Below are 20,857 nucleotides of genomic sequence, written 5' to 3'. Positions count from 1 at the left end.
GTAGCGGCCGTCGTGGCGCGGTGAACAGGGGGCCCTGCCAGTTCTTGCGATGATCGGGCGGTGACCAGCAACGAGCCCCCGCACTCCGCGCACCACCCCGTTCACGGCCCGGCGCACGCGCACGGGCCCGATCAGGAGCAGGGCCGTCACGGGCCCGACCTCACGCACGGCCATGGTCCCGGAGGCCACGGTCCCGGACCCGGCCCAGGACTCGGTCATGGCCACAGTCACAGCCATGGCCACGGCCCCGCCGCCCCCGTCTCGCGCCATCTGCGCAAGGTCATCGCCGCCGTACTGATCCCTTTCGCCGCCGCGGTCCTGGCCGGGCTGGTCGTCCTGTGGCCGGGTGGCGCGCCGGGGCACAAGCCGTCCGGTGTCGGCTTCGACCAGCAGACCGAGAAGGCGAAGGTGGTGAAGGTGGAGGAGGTGAACTGCGCGGACGTGCACGCCCAGCAGCAACAGCAACCGTCGCAGCAGCAACCGTCCTCCCCCGCGGACCCACGCCAACGCCAGGCACAGCACTGCGAACGGGCGATAATCGAGGTGACCACCGGCAAGGACACGGGCCGGCGGTTCGAGTCGATCGTGACGCCCGACGCCACGCGGCACTACACGGCCGGCCAGGGGGTCGTGGTCGCCTATGCGCCCAAGGCGCCCAAGGATCTCCAGTATTCGGTCGCCGACGTGGACCGGACCTTCCCGATGTGGGTGCTCGCCGCCATCTTCGCGGCGGCGGTCGTCGTGGTCGGACGGCTGCGCGGGGTGCTCGCGCTGGTGGCGCTGGTCGTGAGCTTCGCGGTCCTGACGCTGTTCATCCTCCCCGCCATCCTTCAGGGGTCGAATCCCCTGGTGGTCGCCATCGTCGGGGGCAGCGCGATCATGCTGGTCGCCCTCTACATGTGTCACGGACTCACGGCCCGTACGTCCGTCGCCGTACTGGGCACGCTCGTCTCGCTGCTGCTGATCGGCCTGCTCGGCTCTCTCTTCATCGGGTGGGCGCTGCTGACCGGCAACACCGACGACCAGACCGGGCTGGTGCACGGGCTGTACCCCGACATCGAGATCCGCGGCCTGCTGCTGGCAGGCATCATCATCGGCTCGCTGGGCGTGCTCGACGACGTGACGGTCACGCAGACCGCCGCGGTCTGGGAGCTGAAGGAGGCCGACCCGTCGGCGGGCTGGCGCAAGCTCTACAGCTCGGCGATGCGCATCGGGCGCGACCACATCGCGTCCGTCGTGAACACGCTCGTGCTCGCCTACGCGGGCGCGGCGCTGCCGTTGCTCCTGCTGTTCTCGATCGCACAGAGCAGTGTCGGTACGGTCGCCTCCAGCGAGGTGGTCGCCGAGGAGGTCGTACGGACGCTGGTGGGCAGCATCGGCCTGGTCGCGTCCGTACCGCTGACCACGCTGCTGGCCGCGCTGGTCGTCTCCGCGGACCGGGGGGCGACGGGCCGGAGTCCGGGACGGCGTGCCGGTCGGGGCGCCGGAAGCGGCAGGCGGCGGCGCAAACGCTGAGCGGGGCAGGCGCGGCGGATGGACCCGAGGGGCCGCGGGGCCGGGCAGACCGCAAGGGCCGGGTGGACCGCAGGGACTGGGCGGACCATGGGGCCTGGCGAAGGTCAGGGGGCTTGGCGGACCGCGCGGGCTGGGCGGGCCGGAGATCCCGGCCGGGCCGACAGCGGTCCGCCGCCGCCACCTGGGAGCCGCGGCTGAGGCCGCGACGGGCCCGGAAGAAGCCGTGCCGAGCCATCCCCGTACAGCCGCCGGTCACCCTGCCTTCTGGGCCTCCGAAAGAATGCGGTCCAATGTCGATTCGAGCGTGTCGCACACCTCTTCCTCCCCGATCGGTACCAGTCGGTCCGTACGGTCGAGGAAGGCCACCAGCGGCGGCGCACCGGCGCGGAACAACGCCCGTTCGTCGCCCACCTGGAGGCCGATGAAGACGTCGCTGAGGTGTTCGGAGGAGGACGGCTCGATGCGCACGTCACCCTCACCGGACGGCTTGCTCAGCCCGTCCAGCAGCAATTCCCGGCTGAACGCCCAGGTCACGGGCACATCGCCGGGAAGGTCGAAGGTGAAGCTGACCGCATAGGGGTCCGCGCAGTCGAAGTACAGCTCCACCGGGATACGGAAGGCGAGCTCCTCGGACACGAGGAAGCTCATGATCACTTCTGCCTGAACTGTGTCGGTCATCAGCCTCTGCCCCGTACTTGGTCGGAGATGGCCAGGAATCGTCCCTCTTGGCCCCATTGACGCCATCGTCTGTCACGTGCAAGCGGATCACAAGGAGTGATTTTTCAGATACTGATAGAGAATGCGAGTGTCGTTAACGTCGCCTCCGCCATTCTGCGTAGTCGATCGGTAACGCAGTGTAGGCGTTGAGCGTCGCTCGCGGGAAGGGAAATCGCCATGGTCGCGGCCGCCGAACCCACCTGGATCGGAATCGCCGAGCATACTGTGCCCAGGGCATATTCCTGTTGCTCATACGCGACTTGGGCGCGCCGCACGGAGTCCAGGCGGTGCCGCAGGTCGTCCTCGGAGCGCACCGAGTAGGGCGTCAGCGACCGCACCGGGTGCCGGGCCAGGTGGTCCTTCCTGGACTGTTCGTCGAGTTGCGCGAGCAGGCACTGACCGATCGCGTGCGCGTGCGCGGTGGTACGGAAGTCCACCCACTCCTCCACCGGCGGCCGTTGCGGGTCCCCGGTGGCGGCCACCACCTCCACCTCGCCCTCACGGTAGACGGCGAAGTAGACCGCGGCGTCGAGCCGTTTGCCCACGGCGGCCAGCGCGTCGCCTATCTCGGTGCGGCGACGGCGCTCGGCGCCCGCCCTCCCGATGGAATCGGCGGCCTCACCGTAGACGAACACGCCGTTCTCGCGCCGCAGATAGCCCTCGTGTGTGAGGGTCCGCAGCAGGTGGTACGTGGTCGGAAGCGGCAACCCCGCCTCCCTGGCCAGTTGTTTGGCGGGCGCGCCGGCGGAGTGCGCGCCCACCGCCTCCAGCAGGCGCAGCGCCCGCTGCACCGACCCGATCAAAGTCGGGTGCGAAACGGATTCACCGTTCACCATTGCCAACGCCAACCCCCCTGGTCGGGTCACCGGGGCGGTCCGGCCCCGATGGCGGGAGCCGCTCCCGCTCCGCCCGCGTCTCCCAGGGGGCCCCATCGTCGACGCCCGGCCCGGCCATGCCTCACTCGGTATTTTCCGGAACGTCACCATCCGGAAGACGCCTGCGAACCGCACTCTAACTTGGCAACTCGGGGCGGCAGGGGGTTTGACCGCCGAGTTGACCTACCCGGTACGCAAGGGGGAGGGGCGGACGGCGCACCGCGCGCGACCGGTCCGTCGGCGGATGCGCGGACGACCTGCCGGGAGCCGACCTGCCGAAAGGCGCTCTACCGGGAGCCGACCCGCCGGGAGCTACCGGGAAACGGGAACGCCCCGCTCCCAGGTGGGGCGGGGCGGGGCGTCGCGGGTGATCCGCGCGTTCCGTACTTCACGGGCTTTACGGGCTTTACGGGCTTTACGGAAGTTACGGGTATTACGGAAGCCACGGGCGGCCGGGTGACCGGGCGATCAGGCCAAAGACGGGCCGGGCCGCCGGGCCGCCGGGCTCCCGAGCCACCGAACAGCCGGGGCCGACGGGACGGAAGCCACCGCCCCAGGAGGGACGTGCGCGACCGGTCGGATCAGGCCCGGGCCCCGGCGTACCGGTCTGTCACCACTCGCTCTTCGAGGAGGATGACGAGGAACCCATGAGCCTGCGGGCCAGGTAGACGACACCGGCGATCAGCGCCACCGCTATCAGGACCTTGAACAGCAGGCCGATCAGGAAGCCGACCGCGCTGGCGATCAGGCTGCCGAACACCACCAGGAGGACGACGGGCACGGCGACCCACGTCACCCACCACGGAAGTCCTGCGAACGTCCCCTTGCCGGCCATTGCTCTGCCCTGCTTTCTGCGTGTACTGCGCGTTTGCGGTCGTCTGTCGTCGATGTTGTGCCTTGATCACGCGGGTCGTGCATCGTGTGTCGTGCGTGTCCCGTCGGCCGTACTCGCCGTGCGGCGCCGGGGGCCGAAGCTCTGTTCCCCCCTGCACCATCGATGCTAGGGCGGCGCCGGACGAAACGGAGGCCGTGCGGCCCCGGCCCTCCCCTGAACCGTCCCCTACGGGTCCGGGGGTGCCCACCTCAGCTTTCGGGCGGAGAGAAGACCACCATGACCCGCAGGTCCTCGCTGATGTGGTGGAACTTGTGGGGCACTCCGGCAGGCACGTAGACCACGCTGCCGCGCGCCACCGACGTGGTCTCCATACCGACGGTGATCGCCGCCCGGCCGCTGACCACCAAGTACACCTCGTCCTGCTTGTGCGGGGTCTGCGGGTCGACGCTGCCGGCGTCGAGGGCGTAGAGCCCGACCGACATGTTCCGTTCCCGCAGGAACTGCAGATACGCGCCGTCGTTGGCGGCCCGCTCCGCCTCCAGTTCGTCGAGCCTGAAAGCCTTCATGCCGTTCGTACTCCTCGGAGTGTCCGTGTCGTCTGCGACGATCTCACCATGAAGAATTTCGTGGTCAAGACGATCGCCAATGCCGCGGCGCTTGCCGTGGCCATCTGGCTGCTGAAGGACATCACGCTGACCGGTGAGAACACCGGCCGCAAGGCACTGACACTGCTGCTGGTCGCGCTGCTCTTCGGCGTGGTGAACTTCGTCGTCAAACCCGTGGTGAAGCTGCTGTCCTTGCCACTCTTCATCCTCACGCTCGGCCTCATCACGCTGGTCATCAACGCGCTGATGCTGCTGCTCACCTCGTGGCTGGCGGACAAACTCCAGCTTGCCTTCCACGTGGAGGGGTTCTGGACGGCTGTACTGGGCGGCGTGATCATTTCGATCGTCTCCTGGGCGATGCACATGGTGCTGCCCGACGAGAGGGACTGATCCGATGCCGATGCCGGCTCCCGTTCCCACGCCCATGCCGGCACCGGCACAAACAGCAACAACAACAGTGACCTCGACACCGACAGCGGACCGAATGACGACCCCGAGCCCGATTCCGAACCCGAACCCGCCCCACCCGCGCACGGCCGGCCCGTACCGCGTCTGTTTCGTTTGCACCGGCAACATCTGCCGCTCGCCGATGGCCGAGGTCGTCTTCCGCGCCCGGGTCGAGGAGGCCGGACTCGACGCCCTGGTCGCGGTGGACAGCGCCGGTACGGGTGGCTGGCACGAAGGCGACGGGGCCGATCCCCGGACCGTCGCCGTCCTCCGTGCCGCCGGTTACGAGGAGGACCACACCGCCCGGCAGTTCCGGGCCGAGTGGTTCGGCGCGCTGGACCTGGTGATCGCGCTGGACGACGGGCACGTGCGCGCGCTACGGCGGCTGGCACCCTCCGCACAGGACGCCGACAAGGTGCGGCTGCTGCGCTCGTACGACGCGGCCCTGTCCGCCGGCGGTGCTTCCCACGAGGCGCGCGCCCACGATCTGGACGTCCCCGACCCCTATTACGGCGGCATGGCAGGGTTCGAGGAGTGCCTGGAGATGGTCGAAGCCGCGAGCGAGGGACTGCTCGCGGCCGTACGGACCGCCCTCGAAGGGGAGGGCACCTCTGCCGATAAGGCCTTGAACGGGGCGTTGGCATCCGCCACAGTCGGGGCCGGAACCGCAGCCGAGGCCGGGACAACAGCCGGGTCCGGGGCAACAGCCGGGTCCGTCACGGAGAGCCTGTCGTAAAGCGAAGCCACGATCCGCACCACACCACGGCCCCCACCCGCACCCACCGAGGAGAAACCCGCATGACAGGTGACAGCACACGGGCCGTACGGGCGGGTCTCCCGGCGGCCGAGGCGTACGAACCGTCCCTGCCCGGCCCGGCCTTCGCCGCGCACTACCACCTGCCCGGCGACCCCACCGGCCCGTACACGTACGGCCGTGATTCCAACCCCACCTGGACCCGGCTCGAAGCGGCCATCGGCGAGCTGGAGTCCCCGGACGCGCCCGCACAGACCGTGACCTTCGCCTCCGGGATGGCCGCCATCTCGGCCGTCCTCTTCTCCTGCCTGCGCAGCGGCGACGCGGTCGTGCTGCCGAGCGACGGCTACCAGTTGCTGCCCGCCGTACGCGAGCGCCTGGAGGGCTACGGCATCGAGGTCCGTACGGCCCCCACCGCCGACGACGCGCAGCTCGACGTGCTGGACGGCGCCCGGCTGCTGTGGATCGAGACGCCCTCCAACCCCGGCCTGGACGTCTGCGACATCCGGCGGCTCGCCGACGCCGCACACGCGCGTGGCGCCTTGGTCGCCGTCGACAACACCTTGGCCACGCCGCTCGGACAGCGCCCCCTCGACCTCGGCGCCGACCTCTCGGTGGCCAGCGGCACCAAGGCGCTGACCGGCCACGGTGACGTACTCCTCGGTTACGTCACGACCCGCGACGCGGCGCTCGCCGACTCCGTGCGGTTGTGGCGCAAGACCGTCGGCGCGATTCCCGGCCCGATGGAGGCGTGGCTGGCCCACCGGTCGCTCGCGACGCTCGCGCTGCGCGTGCGCCAGCAGTCGGCCGGGGCACTCGCACTCGCGGAGGCGCTGCGTACGCGGCCCGAGGTGACGGGCCTGCGGCACCCCGGACTGCCGTCCGATCCCGCGCACGAGGTCGCCGTACGGCAGATGCGCGAGGGCCGCTTCGGCTCCGTGGTCTCCTTCACGCTGCCCGGCCGCGAGCACGCGGAACGCTTCCTGGAGGCGCTGACGCTCGTGGACGACGCGACCAGCTTCGGCGGCGTACGGTCGACCGCCGAGCGGCGCGGACGGTGGGGCGGCGACGCGGTGCCGGAAGGTTTCATCCGCTTCTCGGTCGGCGTGGAGGAGCCGGCGGACCTGATCACGGACGTGCTGGGGGCGCTCGACGCCGCGCTGGAAGCAACGGGCGGGGCGTAGCCGGGGGCGACGGGCTCGGGCGGACGGACGTGAGCGGCGCGGATGAGGGTGGGGGTGCGGCGAGGGCGGCTGTCGTAGCCGATACCGCTACCGATTGGTTCGTCCAGTAGCTTCCGGCACCCGTACCGGGCCAATCCACCCACGTCGTTACGTATCGCCCCATACCAGGGCACATCAGCCCGTACCGATGCCGCTACGCAAAGCAGGCTGGCAGGGTATCCCCCCTCGGCACCCTGCCAGCCCCGGTTCGCAGCACCACGAACCGCGCAGACAAGGCTAGTTGACTCAGCGTCAGTGTCCAATCACGCTGGCGACACAGCCCTATCGACAAATTTATAGTTGGGCGGTCGCCGACTTTGCGGGAACGGAGGGAGGTACGGATGGACCTCGCTTTATTACGCACGTTCGTCACGGTGCACCGAGCGGGTTCCTTCACCCGCGCCGCCGCTCTGCTGGGCCTCTCCCAGCCCGCCGTGACCAGCCAGATACGCAGCCTGGAGCGGCAGTTGGGGCGCCCGCTCTTCCTCCGCAAGGCCCGCGGCGTCACCCCCACCACCGTCGGCGACGAACTCGCGCACAAGGTGGCCCCCCACCTGGACGCGCTCACCGAGATCACCGAAGCCGGACTCGACCAGGAGTCCACCATCCGCACCCTGCACCTCGCGGGCCCGCCGGAGTTCACCTCGCAGCGCGTGTTACCGGCCCTGGCCCCGCTCATCGATCAGGGCCTCTGTCTGCGGACCTCCTTCGGCCCCGCGGAAGAACTGCTCGCCGGCCTCGCCGACGGCCACCACGACCTCGCGATCACCACCACCCGGCCGCGCGGCGCCCTGCTCACCGCTACGCCGCTGTGCGACGAGGAGCACGTACTGATAGCCGCGCCGCGGTGGGCGGCCCGGCTCGGCGGCCCCGCGGTCGTCCAGGCGAGGGGCGTGCGCGCGCTCGCCCCCGTACCGCTCGTCGAGGTGCATGAAAGCCTGCCGCTGATCTCCCGCTACTGGACCGCGGTCTTCGAGACCCCGCCCACGGCCTCGGCCGCCGTCATCGCCTCGGACTTACGGGCGGTGCTGGCGTGCGTGACGGCGGGCGCCGGCCTGGCGGTGCTGCCCCGCTACCTGTGTACCGAGGCACTGGACAGCGGCGAGGCCGTTGCCCTGCTCGACCCGCCGGTACCGCCCCTGCGTACGTACTTCCTGGTCACACGGGCCGGGACGCTGTCGCTGCCGCACATCGCACGGACGCATGAGTGGTTGCTGCGGGCGGCTGTGGATTGGTGAGGGGTGGGCGGGTGCAGCGGTGAGCGGGGGTGGAGGGGAGCGGTGAGAGGCGGTGGAGGGGAGCGGTGAGGTGAAGGCGGCGTGGAGCGTGCAGGGGGCGGGGCGGGGGCGGAATCCGAGGGTCCGGCTTGTGGTCCGGGCCGGGAGTTCGGTCCGGGGCCCGGTTCCGGTCCGCCCGGGGCGCGTCTCGACGGGCTGGTGGGACGGTGGTTTCGCGGAGCCCTTGCTGCGGCATCTGTCCCGTATGACCGTACGGCCAGTCGTGAAACGTACCGCTCGCGCGATCCTGCTCGACGGTGCGGACATCGTTCTGATCAAGCGAACCAAGCCGGGCCGGGCCCCGTACTGGATCACTCCCGGCGGCGGCGTGGAGCCGGAGGACGCCACGGTCGTGGACGCCCTCCACCGGGAACTGCACGAGGAACTGGGTGCCAAGATCACCGACGTGGTTCCGGTCTTCGTGGACACCGTCGAGCACATCAGCGACGGCGGGGTGGACGGGGTGAAGGTGCAGCACTTCTTCGTCTGCCGTCTGGAGTCGATGGACCCCTCGCTACGGCACGGGCCGGAGGTGGAGGAGCCCTGCGGCCAGTACGAGATCGTCCGGGTGCCGTTCACTCGGGTGGGCATCGCCATGGCCGAGGTCGTCCCGCTGTCCCTGCGCCACTACCTCGACGGCAACATCGAGGGCGTACGGGCCATGCACGCGCCTGACCTGGGGTGACGTGGGGGCACCGACGGAGCCCGGCTGAGCGGCTGCGGCGCGAGGCCCAGCGGCAGCGCCTGCTTCAGCGGCGCTGACCGGGGGCACGGCGGCGCTGCCCGGCTCATCCGCACTGCCCGACTTGGCGGCACCGCACGGCCTACCGCACTACGCGGCTTGACGGCGCTGCCCGGCTCGGCGGCACCGCACGGCTCGGCGGGCTGCGTCGGCGACAAGCCCGCCGGTTACTCCCCGGCTGGCCACGCCCCGGCCGCGCCCTACCCGAACCAGCCCCGGAAATCGCCCGCTTCGGTGCCCGCCGAGGCCCGCGACTGCGCCCGTGCGAGCACCCGCTCGACCTCCCGCTCCACTTCCTCCCGCACCTCCCGGCTACGTGGCCGTGAAACCGCCTCCTGAAGGCCGCCGGCTTCCGGCCGCGCCACGGGGACCGGCGGGCACGAGCCGGCTTCCGGCCGCGCCACGGGGACCGGCGGGCACGAGCCGGCTTCCGAGCGCGCCACAGGCACGACTGGACGCGGGCCGACTTGCGGACGCGGTACGGGCTCCAGGCGGGGCCGCGGTTCCGGACGCGAGCCCGGCTCCCGATCTGCCCCGGCACGGCTGTCGCTCCCGACGCGGGGGACCGTCCCCGTACGGCTGTCGTTCCCGGAACGAGGGGCCGCCCCCGTACGGCTGTCGGTCCCGGCGCGGGGGGCCACCCTCGTACGGCTGTCGGTCTCGGGCCGGGTGCCGGCCTCAGCCCGAGAGTCCGGCTCGGAACGCTCCCCGACCGCAGGGCCTGAGCCAACCTCAGCCCGACAGACGACCTCAGAGCGCGAGGCATCCTCTGAGCGCAAGGCAACTTCTGAGTGCGAGGCAACCTCTGAGCGCGACCCGGCCACCGGCGAAGAATCCGTCCCCGAGGAGGTCACGGCCCCCCTGCCCGACGCGTTCCTCCGCCCGGCCACAGCCTCCCGACGTGTGCCGGCCTTCCGAAGGCCGTCCTCGGCCTGCCGACCGTCACCGGCCTCCCGCCGGACGCCGACCTCCCGCCGGACATCAGCCTCCTTACGAGCTGCGGCCTCCACCGCGGCGCCGAAGAAGTCGCCACCCTTCCGCTTGGCGTCGTCCGTGCCCCAGGCGCGCGATCCGCTCGCCTGCCGGGGCACCTTCTGCAGATGCGGAATGTGCTTGGAGCAGTGGATATACGTTTCCTCAACCTCGACCTCCACCCACAGCTGGGCGCGTCGGCCGGGCACCGGATCGACGGGCAGGTGTGGGTGCCGCCCCCGCATCTCGTCGTCCATGACCACCCGGGCACGGCCGTTGACGTGCAGGCCGATGCGGTCCCGCGTGAAGTCGATCATCAGAATGCCGAGATGCGGGTTCTCGGAGAGGTTGCCGACGGACGCCATGACCCCGTTGCCCCGGTATTCGGGGTACGCGATCGTGCGCTCGTCCAGTACCTGGATGAACCCGGGCGGCCCGGCCCGGAACGTGGAGTCGCACTCGCCGTGCCGGTCGGCCGTGGCCAGGAAGAACATCTCCTGACGGCCGACGAACTCCCGCATCCGCTCGTTGAGATGGTCCAGCACCTGGTCGTCGTAGAAACGGTCGGCGCGCTCGGTCGTACCCAGCCGCTGCTGCACCAGGTGCTCGCCGTCACTCCCCGGCCGCTCCACCCGCCCGTCGGGCGCGCCCTCGGCCTCGACGTCCACACCTGGCCCAGCCAACCCGTACGCAGCCGACTCCCCGTACGCCCCAGACCCACCGGACGCACCAGAACCACCACCTGAGCCACCAGACGTACTCAGACCATTGGTCACATCCGAACCACCGGACAGACCAGCACTACCGGATGCATCAGCACTACCGCGTGTATCAGTGCCACCGGTCGCGCCGAGATCCCCATATGCCGTCAAACCGACTCCACCATGTGCCGCACTACTGCCGTGATCACCATGTGTTGTCAATGCTCAGCCTCCCGCCGCGACCAGCTCTTCCACGGAGTCGTGCCGTATGCGGTCGGAGGGAATACCGACCCCCACCAATGCGTCCACGCCGTTGCGGATCATTCCGGGCGGCCCGGACAAGTAGGCGTCATACTCCCACCAAGGGCCATACTGGCGCACGGCGTCCGGGAGTTGACCGCTGAGGCCGTTGGCCTGCCCGCCGGGCCGTCCGGAGGCGACGACCGGGCGTACGGAAAGCCACGGGAGGCTCTGTTCGAGCCGCAGCATGGTGTCGAGGTCGTAGAGGTCGTGGTCGCTGCGGGCGCCGTAGAAGACCTCCATCGGGCGCCGGTGGCCACGCTCGGCGACGTCCTCGATCAGGGCCTTGATCGGCGCGATACCGGTACCGCCGCCCAGGCACAGCAGGCCGTTGTCAGTGGTGTGGTCTACGGTCATGGAACCGGATGGGGGGCCGAGCCGGATGACATCGCCGGGGCGGGCTCGATGGACCATGGCGTTGGACACCCAGCCGGCCGGTACGGCTTTCACATGGAAGGAGAGCAGGCCGTCGGAGCGGGGCGCCGCGGCAAAGGAGTAGTGCCGCCACACGCGCGGCCACCAGGGGGTTTCCACGCTGGTGTACTGCCCGGCCAGGAAGGGGTACGGCTGGTCGGGCCGGACGGTGACGACAGCGATGTCCGGCGTGCGCAGCTCGTGCGAGACGACCTCGGCCTGCCACCAGGCGGGGGCCACCGCCTCGTCCTCGGCAGCGGCGTCGATCATGAGCTGCGAAATCCTGGTGTACGCCCGTACCCAGGCGGCTTCGGCCTCCGGGTGCCAGGTGCCGGGGGCGTAGCGGGCGAGAGCGGCCAACAGGCTCTCTCCGACGGCGGGGTAGTGCTCGGGCAGAGTGCCGTACTTACGGTGCCCGCGCCCGAGGTGGGAGAGGTACTCGGTGAGGTAGTCCGTGTCGTCGACGTTCTTGACGGAGGTGAGCAACGCCTTGAACAACCGGTCGCGCTGGGCGTCCATAGCGGCGGGAAAGAGCGCGCGCAGGTCGGGGTGGTGCACGAACAGCAGCGCGTAGAAGTACGAGGTGACCTTGTCCGCCACGGGCTCGATCTCGTCCAGGGTCCGCCGGATCAGGATCGCATCGGGAGAGGCGCCACCGGAAGCCTGACCACCAACGGCTGCGCCCCCAGCCGGGGGGGTTGAGGCAACCGCCGCAGTTCCCGGGGTGGTGGCAGAGCGCGCCGAGACCGGGGACAGAGTTTCGGCGCCGGTCGCTGAGCGCCCCGAGGTGGCGGACACAGCCTCGGCGCTGGTGGCCGAGCGGGTCGGGGCGGTGGTCGCGCTCGCTGAGGCAGTGGTCGTTGCCTCCGGGCCGGTGACCGCACTGGCCGAGGCGGTGGCCGTGGGTGCCGGTGCGCCGGTGGCGGCGTTCGCCGAGGCGGGTGTGTTGGGTGCGGTAGCGCCACTTGCGGGCGGCGCGACCGGAGTTGTCGGCGCCGCGCCGGACGTGGCGTTGGCGGCGGGGGTGGCGTTGGCGACGGAGGTGGAGGTGGAGGTGGGCGGGTGGGCAAGGGGGAGGGGGGAAGGGAAGCCGGCCCCGCGGGCGCGCTCAGCCCCATAGGCGTCCTCAGAGCCATAGGCGCGCTCAGCCCCATGGGCGCCCTCAGAGCCATGGGCGTCCTCAGAGCCATAGGCGCGCTCGGACGCCCGCTCCTGCTCACGCTCCGACGCACGGTCACGCTCAGCCTCAGCGGCTCGCTCAGCCTCATGAGCACGCTCAAACGCATGGTCACCCGCGGACACATGGTCACGCTCGGGACCGCGCCTGCGCCCGTGCCCAGCCCCCGGATCGCTCTCGGGCGCATGGCCACGCTCGGACCAGCCCCCGCCGCCGCGCTCCGGTGCCCGCTCGCGTTCCGCCGCCGTGCCTACGGGCCTTATGGAGCTGACCGGCCGACTGGGTATCCGTTCCCGGTCGTATCCGTCGTACCGACCGTATCGTTCGTGCCCGCCATGCTGGACGTCATCCCGCATGACGTGGATGTCTTCGGCGTGGCCGCCCTGCGCGTAGCGCCCCTGTGTGCGGCTGCCCGGAGCGCCGTCGTCGGACCGCTGACCGTCATCGGACCGCTGACCGTCATCGGATCGCTGTCCTGCGCCGGACCACTGACCGTCGTCCGGCTGCTGTCCGTAGTCGCCGCGCGGGTTCCACTCGTCGTGGCCACCGGATGCGTGTCGGGCGTGGGTACCGGAATCGGGGCGACGGCCTTCGGAATCGATACGGCCACCGAGAACAGCGCCGCCATCGTGGCCATCGCGGGCATTTACCCGTTCCCACTCGCCACGGCCGCCTTGGCCGTCTTGGCTGTTTCCCCGGCTGCCGCCCGGCTCGCTCCCTTGAGCACCGTCCCGGCCGCGCTCGGCACGGCTCCCGTTGCCGCTCTCGTCGTTCCGGTCAGCCGCGGGCTCTTGATGATCTTCGCTGGACTTCTTCGACGGAGTGAACCATCCCCAATCGCCACTGCTGCCGCCAGAAGAGCCGTTATCGGCTGTCGTGGTGGTCGGAGCGTCCATGGTCTGCCTCGCCTCGAACGTCTTTCGATCGTCTACGCACTTCCGCAGTTCGGAATGTGCCCGGAATTCCCCCGCACCGCTTCGGAATTCTTAATCGATCAGCGCTATCCCGGCAACACCCTCCAAAGCGGACACATCTCACGTTCCTCCGGCACGGCACGCGGATCCCGTCTCCGCAGCGTGCCACCCGACCCCGGCACCCCGGTCGAACAGCTGGAAATCCGGGCGCCACAGGCCGTGTTGCCACTAGGCTGGCGGACTTCACGCACCGCTCCGCCATACGGTCCCAGTCGCGGAAGCACTCATCCCGCCTCGACCGGACTAGACCATACCCGCAGTACTTGAATCCACAACCCCCGAACTGAGAACGCTTCCTCCGGGTTCCGCCATTTCCGTGATCCTTCCCACAGAACACAATTCATCGGGCATGAAGCACGAAACGGCCGAAGGCAGCAGGGAATTACCCGTCGGCCCGTACGAGTTCGTACGCCTCGCGCAGGTCACGGCCCTCGTACACATATGAGGCCAGGCCACTGACATGGTGGTCCGCATTCACCGCCACGGATGCGGGAACGGCCGCGAACAGGGCAGTGTCGGACATGGAATCGCCGTACGCCACGCAGTCGGACCGGCTCAGCCCGAACTCGGCGCACAGTTCATCCGCAATCCTCACCTTTGCAGACGCGGAAAGTATGCCGTCCGGTTCCACCGGTTCCCGGAAAGGCAACGCGGGCCAGCGCGAGCCGCGCGCGGCATCCGCTCCCCAGCCCGAGAGCCGCTCCACGAAGAAGCCCGGTGACAACGAGATCACCGCGCACCGCTCCCCCCGCCTCCGGATGTCGGCCCACACCTCCCGGATGCCGGCCAGCCACGGCGCGCCGTCGAAGGCCGCCGTCACCAGTTCCTCGGTCAGCCCGGCCCACAGCGCGCACGCCAACTCCGCGAAGCGCGGCGGCGTGACTTCACCGGCACTGAAGGCCCGCTCCAGCTCCGCGATCTCCCGGTCCAGCCCGAGCTGCCGGGATATCTCGACGGCCGCGGCCGAACCGTAGAGCAGCGTTCCGTCCATGTCGAAAAGATGTAGCTTCCCCATACCTGGGAGCGTAGGACGAGACGACCGCCCACGTCCCATGTGTCGCACCGATCACTCGCCAGTTCCCGTGCGCCGCGTCGGCTCCGTCCCGCACCGCCGCCAGCGCTACCACTGCCACCGCCAGCGCCGCCACCGCCGCTACTCAGGCGCGCGTACGACCGAATACTCCCGCCGTCAGATGCCCCGCGGCCCACCGGGCGCGACCGTGGATCTCATGAAGCAGCTCAGCCGGCCCGCGCGACGGGCCTTCCTCGTCGTCCATGTCGCGGTTTCCGTCGGCTGGCTCGGACTCACGCTCGGTCTGCTCACCCTCAGCGTCGCCGGGTACACCTCGAAATCGCCGGACACCACGGTGGCCGCCTACCGCGCCATGAAGATCTTCAGCGACTGGCTGCTCATCCCGGTGGCGCTGTCGTCGCTGGTCAGCGGGCTGGTGCTGTCTTTCGGTACGCCCTGGGGCCTGGCCCGTCACCGCTGGGTCGTCGTCAAGTTCTGGTTGACCGTGACGACCGTGCTGCTGACGGCCTTCTCGCTGCGCCCGGGCATCGACCAACTCGCCGCCGATGCCGTGGCCGGCACACCCGACACGGGGCTGAGCATGGTCTCCGCCCCATCCGTGGCCACAGCCACGTACCTCTTCGTGACCGCCATTTCCGTACTCAAGCCCTGGGGCCCGACCAAACGCGGCAGCCGACTGCGCGCCGCGCAGTCGGCCGGGGTCCGCGAACAGGCGCGGGCACGTAAGCGCCCGAGTGACGTCGTCAGTTGAGGCCCGCGGCTTCGATGGCGGTACGGGCAATGCGGTCGTCCTGCTCCGGGGCCCCGCCGCCGACGCCGATCGCCCCGATCAGCTGGCCGTCGCGGTGGACCGGCACGCCGCCCGCGATGAACAGCAGCGGCCGGTCGAGCGCGGTGGGCAGGGTGTGGAAGAGGCCGTCGGGCCGTACGGCGTCGGCGAGATCGGCGGTCGGCGCGTCCAGTTGCAGAGCGGTGTACGCCTTGCGGGTGCTGGTCTCCCCCGAGATCAGTACGGCGGCGTCCTCGCGCCGGAAGCCGAGCAGGTGGCCTCCCGCGTCCAGGACGGTGACGCTGCCCAGGACTCCGAGGCCGACTGCGGCGGTGCGGGCGGCGTCGATGAGCGCGTCCGCGTCGTGGGTGGTGAGGGGGCGGACCGAGGGGGTGGTGGTCATGTGTGGTGCTCCTGTGTGTATGGGTGTTTCGGGTATGTGGGTGTTACGGGTGTGCGGTGTCACGGGTGTGTGGTGTCACGGGTGGCGCCCGGCTCTGCGCGGGCGGGGTCTGTATGCGGTCGGTGGTTGGTGGTTGGTGGTTGGTGAGCCATGAACGGCGAGAGATGACCGGTGAGCGGCGAGCGGTGGCCATTGATCCGGGCGCAGGGCGGGAAGGTCGCGGCTCTTGACCGGATGCGGTCCCGGATCAACTACGGGAGCGGAGGGGCGACGCCCCGGATCGGAACCAGACGCCCCACCCACCTCACCCGCGTACAGCCCCACACCCCCCGGCCAACTTCACCCCACGGCCCCGGCCCCGGACCCCACTCCAGCCCCGCCGACCCCAGCCCCGCCGGCCCCAGCCCCAGCCCCAGCCCCAGCCCCAGCCCCAGCCGCAACGATCCGACCATCGCGACCTCGGCCTCCCCCGCCCCTCCGGCCGTTCTTGCGCTCCAGCGCTCCAGCGAGGACCGCGACGCCCAGCGCCAGCACGGTCATCGCCACGCCGACCCAGTTGGGCGAGGTCAGCCCGAGGCCCGCCGCGATGACGATCCCGCCGAGCCAGGCGGCGAGCGCGTTGCCGAAGTTGAAGGCCGCGATGTTGCCGACCGAGGCGAGGGTGGGCGCGGTCGCCGCCTGGTCCATGATCCGCTTCTGTAGCGGCGGTACGGTCGCGAACCCGAACGCGCCGATGAGAGCGATGGTGACGGTAGCGGCGATCTTGTTGTGCGCGGCGAAGCTGAACGCGGCCAGCGAGAGCGCGAGCCCGACCAGTGACACGTACAGCATCGGCATCATGTGGCGGTCGGTGAACCGTCCGGAGACCAGGTTGCCGGCCACCATGCCCAGGCCGAAGACGGCCGTGAGCCAGATGACGGACGACGGCGCGAACCCGGTCACCTCGGTCATCATCGAGGCGAGATAGGTGACGGCCGCGAAGACGCCGCCGAACCCGAGGACGGTCATCAGCATCGCCAGCCCGACCTGGGGGTTTCGGAATGCCGCGATCTCCTGGCCGATCGGGGAGGCCGCCTTCACGCGCTGCGCCGGGACCAGCTTGGCGACACCGAGGAGGCCGAGCACGCCCAGGGCGGCAATGGCGACGAAGGTGGCGCGCCAGTTGATCTGCTGGGCGAGCAGGGTTCCGGTCGGTACGCCCACGACGTTGGCGACGGTGAGGCCGGCGAACATCATCGAGATGGCACCGGCCCGCTTGTGCGGCGCGACGAGGTCGGCAGCCACCAGCGACCCGATGCCGAAGAACGCGCCGTGGGCAAAGGACGAAACGATCCGCCCGGCCAGCATCACCGCGAAGACCGGTGCCACGGCGGTGAGCAGGTTGCCCACCACGAACAGCCCCATCAGCAGCACCAGCATCTGCTTACGGGTCATGCGGGTGCCGAGGACGGTCATCAGCGGGGCGCCGACGACGACGCCGAGCGCGTAGAGGGTGGTCGCGTACCCGGCCAGGGGGATGGAGACGCCGAAGCCCGCGGCCACGTCGGGCAGCAGCCCCATCACCGCGAACTCGGTCATCCCGATCCCGAAGGCGCCGATGGTGAGCGCCAGGAGAGCGAGCGGCATGACGGTTCCCTTCGAACGATTGCATCAACCTTTAACAAGCGTCGACAATAATTGCATGCGCACTTACTTGCAAGCGCGGGCTATTTCGTTTGTGTCCTATCCTGGTTCGTACGACCTGTAAGGAGGTCCTTCGATGACGCAGCAGACCCGGCAGGCGCCGCGGCAGGACCAGCAGCGGACGGGACAGGGCAGCCGGCACCGTCAGCAGCGGGCAACGGACCAGCGCACGAGCACGAGCACGGACCCCGAAACGGCCGCCACCACGGCTTCCGGCACCAGCACCGATGCCGATTCCGGCACCGACATCACGAACCCGGCCCCGCCCACCCAGGGCTGCCCGGCCGACTCCGGAAGCGCCCCGGCCCTCGCCCAGGGCTGGTGCGCCCTCTCCGCCCTGCACGGCCGCATCGAGTCGCACATCGAGCGCGCGTTGCAGGGCCGGCACGACCTGAGCGTCCGGGAGTTCTCCGTACTGAACGTGCTCAGCGAGCAGCACGACGGCCCGGGCGGCCACCTGCGGATGCACCAGGTCGCGGACTCCGTCGTGCTCAGCCAGAGCGCCACCACCCGGCTGGTCACCCGGCTGGAAGAGCGCCGGCTGCTCTCCCGCTATCTGTGCCCCGACGACCGGCGCGGCATCTACACCAACGTCACCGACGAAGGCCTCCAGTTGCTCGAAGAGGCCCGGCCCACCCACGACGCGGCGCTGCGCGAAGCACTCCAGGACGCCGCAAAGCGTCCCGAACTGGCCCCTCTGGTAACCGCGGTGGAAACCCTCGCTCGGCCCGCCTGAGCGGGGGTGCGTAGGGTCCCGCCCATGAGCGACATCGAGATCCGCCCCGCGACCGGGGACGACATTGCGGCCATCGTCGCGATGCTGGCCGACGACGAGCTGGGCGCCACCCGAGAGACCCCCGACGATCTGGCCCCGTACCAAGCGGCGTACGAGCTGCTGGCCGCCGACCCCAACCAGCACCTGGTCGTCGCCGTACGCGACGCCCGCCCGGTGGGAACGCTTCAGCTCACGGTCGTTCCGGGGCTCTCCCGGCGCGGCAGCAGCCGTTCGATCATCGAGGCGGTACGCATCCACGCCGACGAGCGGGGCAACGGCCTGGGCACTCGCCTGATCGAGTGGGCGGTGGCCGAGTCACGCACCCTCGGCTGCCGCCTGGTGCAGCTCACCTCCGACGCGACGCGCATCGACGCCCACCGCTTCTACGAGCGTCTGGGTTTCGAGGCGTCCCACCTGGGGTTCAAGCTCCAGCTCTGACCTGCGGGCCTTCTGACCACGCCCGCCCCCTCGCGCCCGCGCGAACAGCTCAGACGCTCCGGCCCTCAGGCGATCCAGCACCCAGACGTTCCGACACCCAGACGTTCCGGCGTCTGGGCGTCCGGCCTCCGGAGCGTTCGGGCTCCGAGACGTTCCAGCACCTGGATGTCCAGGCCGCCCGCCGTGCCCAGGCCGCCCGCTGAACGCCCATAACACCCCACCCCTCCGCCCTACGCCCTTCGCCCTCTCCCCTCAGTCGCCCTCACCGCTTCCGTCCCGCACGCGCACGGGCTCCCGCGCCGCCCGGGCCCTGGCCCGGTGCGCCTTCTGCCGGCACGCCCCACCGCAGTACCGGGCGGGCCGCCCCGTGCGAGCCGGAGGAACCGGCCCGCCACACACCTCGCAGCGAGTTTCGTTACGCGCCGACGCTTGATGGGGCAGTTTCGTTACGTCTCTGCCTGCCCGCAATCCGTCGCACATCAGCGCCGTCATCCGGCCTTGCGGCACCCCCGAGGACGCCCGCCGCTGCTCCATCGACAGGCACCCGACCAGCAACGCCCGGACATCGTCGAGGTCGACGTCCTTCCTTACGCCGCCCGCCTCTTGGGCCCGCGCCAGCAGCACGGCAAGGGCTTCACCGAAGTCCCGCTCGACCTCCGGCGAAGGCTCGAAGCCGCCCTCGCCGACCGCCTCCAGCGCGTCACACAACGCCTTGTTCCGTGACGCCAGCCGTATCACCGAGGCGAGGAAGCGAAAGAAGACTCCGACGGGGTCGGCAGCATGTGCCAAGTCCCGTGCGGTGTCGGTGAAAAGCTCGATCCGATCGGCGATCGTCGCCCTGAACAGGGCTTCTTTGGACGGGAAATGGCGGTAGACGGTCCCCGCACCGACTCCGGCACGCCGCGCGATCTCCCCGAGCGGGACCCCCAACCCCTGCTCCTCAAACGCAGTTCGAGCCGCCTGCAGCACCAGCGCCCTGTTGCGTCGCGCGTCCGCGCGCGCAGGGACCGGACCACCGCTCGCCATCATCGAGCCTCCTGAAACCGTTGACTTCCGGATAGAGCGTTCCGTACTTTCAAACGGGTTACTCGTTCCGATTCTACGGGAGCCTCAAATCATGATCGACAACGACCGCGTCATCGCGGCGACCGGGGCGACGGGACAGCAAGGCGGCGCGGTGGCGCGCCACCTGCTGACGAACGGCCGGTCCGTCCGGGCCTGACGAGCGGCTGGTCCGTCCGGGCGCTCACCCGGAATCCGGCAGGCCCCGCAGCCCGTTCCCTGGCAGCCGCCGGAGCGGACGTACGGGCCGCCGACATGGCCGACCCCATCGCGTTAGGAGCTGCCCTAGAGGGGCCGTACGGGGTCTTCAGCGTCCAGCCTGCGCCCGGTACACCCGGCCTGCCACCGGAGTACGGCCGACAGGAGGAGATCCGCCATGGCCGCAGCGTCGCGGACGCGGCCCTCGCAGCCGGCGCGCGGCTACTCGTCTACACGTCCGCCAACAGCGCTCAACTACATTCATCAGTAAGCGTGTTGGAGAGCAAGGGCGCCATCGAAGCGCACATCCGTACCCTCGGCATACCGGCCACCGTGCTACGCCCCACGTCCTTCATGGAGAACTACGCGCATCCGGTGTGGGGCCTGCGCGACGGCACCCTGCCCTCGGCCATCGCCCCTGAGGTCCCGCAGCAGCTGATCGCCCTGGACGACATTGCCGCCCTGGCCGCCCTGGCGTTCGCCAACCACGGGCGATTCGCAGGCCAGGCTCTGGAATTGGCAGGTGACGCGCTGACGCCCGTGGAAAACGCGTCCGCCATCAGCCGGGCCACCGGCCATACGGTGCCCTATGTCCGCATCCCGATGGACACGCTGCGAGAGTTGAGCCCCGAGGCGGCGGAAGGCATCCAATGGCTCAACGACCGCCGCAGCTTCGCCGTGGACATCGACGCCCTACGCGCACTCCATCCCGGCCTGCTGACCTTCGAAGCCTGGCTGCATCAAGGCGGCACCACCCTTCTGAAGCGCCTGCTCGACCAGCGATCGGGAAACGATCCCCGCTCGTCGTCGGCCCCCCCCCGGTAGCCGACGACGTCTGTTTCACGTGAAACAGCTTCAGCCAGACAGCAGTTGGGGGTGGGGGTGGCCGTGTGAGGGCACCCCCGGCAGGGGGGCCGCGGGGCGTCGGGCGGGTCGGGCCGCGGGGGGGGCGTGCCCGGGGGCAGGTG

At 70.3% G+C, this 20,857-nt stretch carries 20 protein-coding genes and 1 pseudogene; 11 read left to right on the top strand and 10 right to left on the bottom strand.

Annotated elements, in window-relative coordinates; translation table 11 throughout:
- The first annotated feature begins 60 nt into the window (after positions 1-60).
- Complete coding sequence (locus ACFV57_RS37380; protein WP_385241900.1) at positions 61-1,515, top strand: YibE/F family protein; 1,455 nt, start codon at positions 61-63, stop codon at positions 1,513-1,515.
- A gap of 252 nt (positions 1,516-1,767) precedes the next feature.
- Here the strand turns inward: ACFV57_RS37380 and ACFV57_RS37375 are convergent, their stop codons facing one another.
- From ACFV57_RS37375 to ACFV57_RS37360, 4 genes are all read right to left on the bottom strand, one after another.
- Positions 1,768-2,193 (bottom strand): SsgA family sporulation/cell division regulator, encoded by a 426-nt coding sequence (locus ACFV57_RS37375; RefSeq protein WP_385241897.1) that lies wholly within the window; start codon positions 2,191-2,193, stop codon positions 1,768-1,770.
- Positions 2,194-2,297: 104 nt separating this feature from the next.
- Entirely contained in the window at positions 2,298-3,068 is a 771-nt protein-coding gene (locus ACFV57_RS37370) for an IclR family transcriptional regulator (protein ID WP_385241894.1), read from the bottom strand.
- Between the two features lie 649 nt (positions 3,069-3,717).
- The gene (locus ACFV57_RS37365) at positions 3,718-3,942 is read right to left on the bottom strand and encodes a DUF5326 family protein (protein WP_385241891.1); all 225 of its coding nucleotides are present in this window, start codon (positions 3,940-3,942) and stop codon (positions 3,718-3,720) included.
- Between the two features lie 248 nt (positions 3,943-4,190).
- Positions 4,191-4,508: a cupin domain-containing protein gene (locus ACFV57_RS37360; RefSeq protein ID WP_385241889.1), complete on the bottom strand. Its 318-nt coding sequence runs from the start codon at positions 4,506-4,508 to the stop codon at positions 4,191-4,193.
- A 48-nt stretch (positions 4,509-4,556) separates the two neighbouring features.
- Here ACFV57_RS37360 and ACFV57_RS37355 point away from each other — a divergent pair, with 48 nt between their 5' ends.
- From ACFV57_RS37355 to ACFV57_RS37335, 5 genes are all read left to right on the top strand, one after another.
- Positions 4,557-4,937: a phage holin family protein gene (locus tag ACFV57_RS37355; RefSeq protein ID WP_385241886.1), complete on the top strand. Its 381-nt coding sequence runs from the start codon at positions 4,557-4,559 to the stop codon at positions 4,935-4,937.
- A 94-nt stretch (positions 4,938-5,031) separates the two neighbouring features.
- Positions 5,032-5,730 carry a low molecular weight protein-tyrosine-phosphatase gene (locus tag ACFV57_RS37350; RefSeq protein WP_385241883.1) on the top strand — a complete coding sequence of 233 codons (699 nt, stop codon included), beginning with the start codon at positions 5,032-5,034 and terminating at the stop codon, positions 5,728-5,730.
- 62 nt (positions 5,731-5,792) lie between these two features.
- The gene (locus ACFV57_RS37345; protein WP_385241880.1) at positions 5,793-6,932 is read left to right on the top strand and encodes a cystathionine gamma-lyase; all 1,140 of its coding nucleotides are present in this window, start codon (positions 5,793-5,795) and stop codon (positions 6,930-6,932) included.
- Between the two features lie 380 nt (positions 6,933-7,312).
- Complete coding sequence (locus ACFV57_RS37340; protein ID WP_385241877.1) at positions 7,313-8,209, top strand: LysR family transcriptional regulator; 897 nt, start codon at positions 7,313-7,315, stop codon at positions 8,207-8,209.
- Between the two features lie 244 nt (positions 8,210-8,453).
- Entirely contained in the window at positions 8,454-8,933 is a 480-nt protein-coding gene (locus ACFV57_RS37335; protein ID WP_385241874.1) for an NUDIX domain-containing protein, read from the top strand.
- A 1,049-nt stretch (positions 8,934-9,982) separates the two neighbouring features.
- Here ACFV57_RS37335 and ACFV57_RS37330 read toward each other — a convergent pair.
- Positions 9,983-10,561, bottom strand: a pseudogene (locus ACFV57_RS37330) (pyridoxamine 5'-phosphate oxidase family protein); the annotation flags it as partial.
- A gap of 327 nt (positions 10,562-10,888) precedes the next feature.
- Positions 10,889-12,817, bottom strand: coding sequence for a globin domain-containing protein (locus tag ACFV57_RS37325; RefSeq protein ID WP_385241993.1), 1,929 nt, complete (start codon positions 12,815-12,817; stop codon positions 10,889-10,891).
- Between the two features lie 63 nt (positions 12,818-12,880).
- Between ACFV57_RS37325 and ACFV57_RS37320 the strand changes: the two genes are divergently transcribed.
- A complete protein-coding gene (locus tag ACFV57_RS37320; protein WP_385242000.1) occupies positions 12,881-13,795 on the top strand; it encodes a hypothetical protein in 915 nt (304 codons plus the stop codon).
- Positions 13,796-13,910: 115 nt separating this feature from the next.
- On the opposite strand, the gene ACFV57_RS37315 is transcribed toward ACFV57_RS37320, so the two are convergent.
- Positions 13,911-14,543, bottom strand: coding sequence for an HAD family hydrolase (locus tag ACFV57_RS37315; RefSeq protein WP_385241871.1), 633 nt, complete (start codon positions 14,541-14,543; stop codon positions 13,911-13,913).
- A gap of 214 nt (positions 14,544-14,757) precedes the next feature.
- Here ACFV57_RS37315 and ACFV57_RS37310 point away from each other — a divergent pair, with 214 nt between their 5' ends.
- Positions 14,758-15,312, top strand: coding sequence for a DUF2269 domain-containing protein (locus ACFV57_RS37310; protein WP_385241868.1), 555 nt, complete (start codon positions 14,758-14,760; stop codon positions 15,310-15,312).
- On the opposite strand, the gene ACFV57_RS37305 is transcribed toward ACFV57_RS37310, so the two are convergent.
- Both ACFV57_RS37305 and ACFV57_RS37300 read right to left on the bottom strand, forming a co-directional pair.
- Positions 15,305-15,733, bottom strand: a complete 429-nt coding sequence (locus ACFV57_RS37305; RefSeq protein WP_385241865.1) for a heme-binding protein — start codon at positions 15,731-15,733, stop codon at positions 15,305-15,307. The two genes, ACFV57_RS37310 and ACFV57_RS37305, sit on opposite strands and share 8 nt — an antisense overlap.
- Before the next feature lie 339 nt (positions 15,734-16,072).
- A complete protein-coding gene (locus tag ACFV57_RS37300) occupies positions 16,073-17,359 on the bottom strand; it encodes an MFS transporter (protein WP_385241862.1) in 1,287 nt (428 codons plus the stop codon).
- A gap of 304 nt (positions 17,360-17,663) precedes the next feature.
- Here ACFV57_RS37300 and ACFV57_RS37295 point away from each other — a divergent pair, with 304 nt between their 5' ends.
- Together ACFV57_RS37295 and ACFV57_RS37290 are read left to right on the top strand one after the other, a co-directional pair.
- On the top strand, positions 17,664-18,152 hold the full coding sequence (locus ACFV57_RS37295; RefSeq protein ID WP_385241990.1) for a MarR family winged helix-turn-helix transcriptional regulator: 489 nt from the start codon (positions 17,664-17,666) through the stop codon (positions 18,150-18,152).
- 24 nt (positions 18,153-18,176) lie between these two features.
- A complete protein-coding gene (locus ACFV57_RS37290) occupies positions 18,177-18,629 on the top strand; it encodes a GNAT family N-acetyltransferase (protein WP_385241859.1) in 453 nt (150 codons plus the stop codon).
- A 252-nt stretch (positions 18,630-18,881) separates the two neighbouring features.
- Here the strand turns inward: ACFV57_RS37290 and ACFV57_RS37285 are convergent, their stop codons facing one another.
- Positions 18,882-19,658, bottom strand: a complete 777-nt coding sequence (locus ACFV57_RS37285; protein WP_385241856.1) for a TetR/AcrR family transcriptional regulator — start codon at positions 19,656-19,658, stop codon at positions 18,882-18,884.
- Positions 19,659-19,847: 189 nt separating this feature from the next.
- Between ACFV57_RS37285 and ACFV57_RS37280 the strand changes: the two genes are divergently transcribed.
- Complete coding sequence (locus tag ACFV57_RS37280) at positions 19,848-20,714, top strand: NmrA family NAD(P)-binding protein (protein ID WP_385241987.1); 867 nt, start codon at positions 19,848-19,850, stop codon at positions 20,712-20,714.
- Positions 20,715-20,857 lie beyond the last annotated feature (143 nt).

The sequence above is a fragment of the Streptomyces sp. NPDC059788 genome (genome assembly GCF_042732265.1).
Classification (GTDB): Bacteria; Actinomycetota; Actinomycetes; order Streptomycetales; family Streptomycetaceae; genus Streptomyces.
This window is presented reverse-complemented; position numbering and strand designations above follow the sequence as displayed.

Bases quoted from the DNA above. Each gene is read 5' to 3' on its own strand.
- ACFV57_RS37310 (WP_385241868.1), top strand. From the start codon at position 14,758: ATGAAGCAGCTCAGCCGGCCCGCGCGACGGGCCTTCCTCGTCGTCCAT.
- ACFV57_RS37290 (WP_385241859.1), top strand. From the start codon at position 18,177: ATGAGCGACATCGAGATCCGCCCCGCGACCGGGGACGACATTGCGGCC.
- ACFV57_RS37300 (WP_385241862.1), bottom strand. From the start codon at position 17,359: ATGCCGCTCGCTCTCCTGGCGCTCACCATCGGCGCCTTCGGGATCGGG.
- ACFV57_RS37365 (WP_385241891.1), bottom strand. From the start codon at position 3,942: ATGGCCGGCAAGGGGACGTTCGCAGGACTTCCGTGGTGGGTGACGTGG.
- ACFV57_RS37305 (WP_385241865.1), bottom strand. From the start codon at position 15,733: ATGACCACCACCCCCTCGGTCCGCCCCCTCACCACCCACGACGCGGAC.
- ACFV57_RS37350 (WP_385241883.1), top strand. From the start codon at position 5,032: ATGACGACCCCGAGCCCGATTCCGAACCCGAACCCGCCCCACCCGCGC.
- ACFV57_RS37315 (WP_385241871.1), bottom strand. From the start codon at position 14,543: ATGGGGAAGCTACATCTTTTCGACATGGACGGAACGCTGCTCTACGGT.
- ACFV57_RS37355 (WP_385241886.1), top strand. From the start codon at position 4,557: ATGAAGAATTTCGTGGTCAAGACGATCGCCAATGCCGCGGCGCTTGCC.
- ACFV57_RS37345 (WP_385241880.1), top strand. From the start codon at position 5,793: ATGACAGGTGACAGCACACGGGCCGTACGGGCGGGTCTCCCGGCGGCC.
- ACFV57_RS37360 (WP_385241889.1), bottom strand. From the start codon at position 4,508: ATGAAGGCTTTCAGGCTCGACGAACTGGAGGCGGAGCGGGCCGCCAAC.
- ACFV57_RS37370 (WP_385241894.1), bottom strand. From the start codon at position 3,068: ATGGTGAACGGTGAATCCGTTTCGCACCCGACTTTGATCGGGTCGGTG.
- ACFV57_RS37285 (WP_385241856.1), bottom strand. From the start codon at position 19,658: ATGATGGCGAGCGGTGGTCCGGTCCCTGCGCGCGCGGACGCGCGACGC.
- ACFV57_RS37375 (WP_385241897.1), bottom strand. From the start codon at position 2,193: ATGACCGACACAGTTCAGGCAGAAGTGATCATGAGCTTCCTCGTGTCC.
- ACFV57_RS37335 (WP_385241874.1), top strand. From the start codon at position 8,454: ATGACCGTACGGCCAGTCGTGAAACGTACCGCTCGCGCGATCCTGCTC.
- ACFV57_RS37340 (WP_385241877.1), top strand. From the start codon at position 7,313: ATGGACCTCGCTTTATTACGCACGTTCGTCACGGTGCACCGAGCGGGT.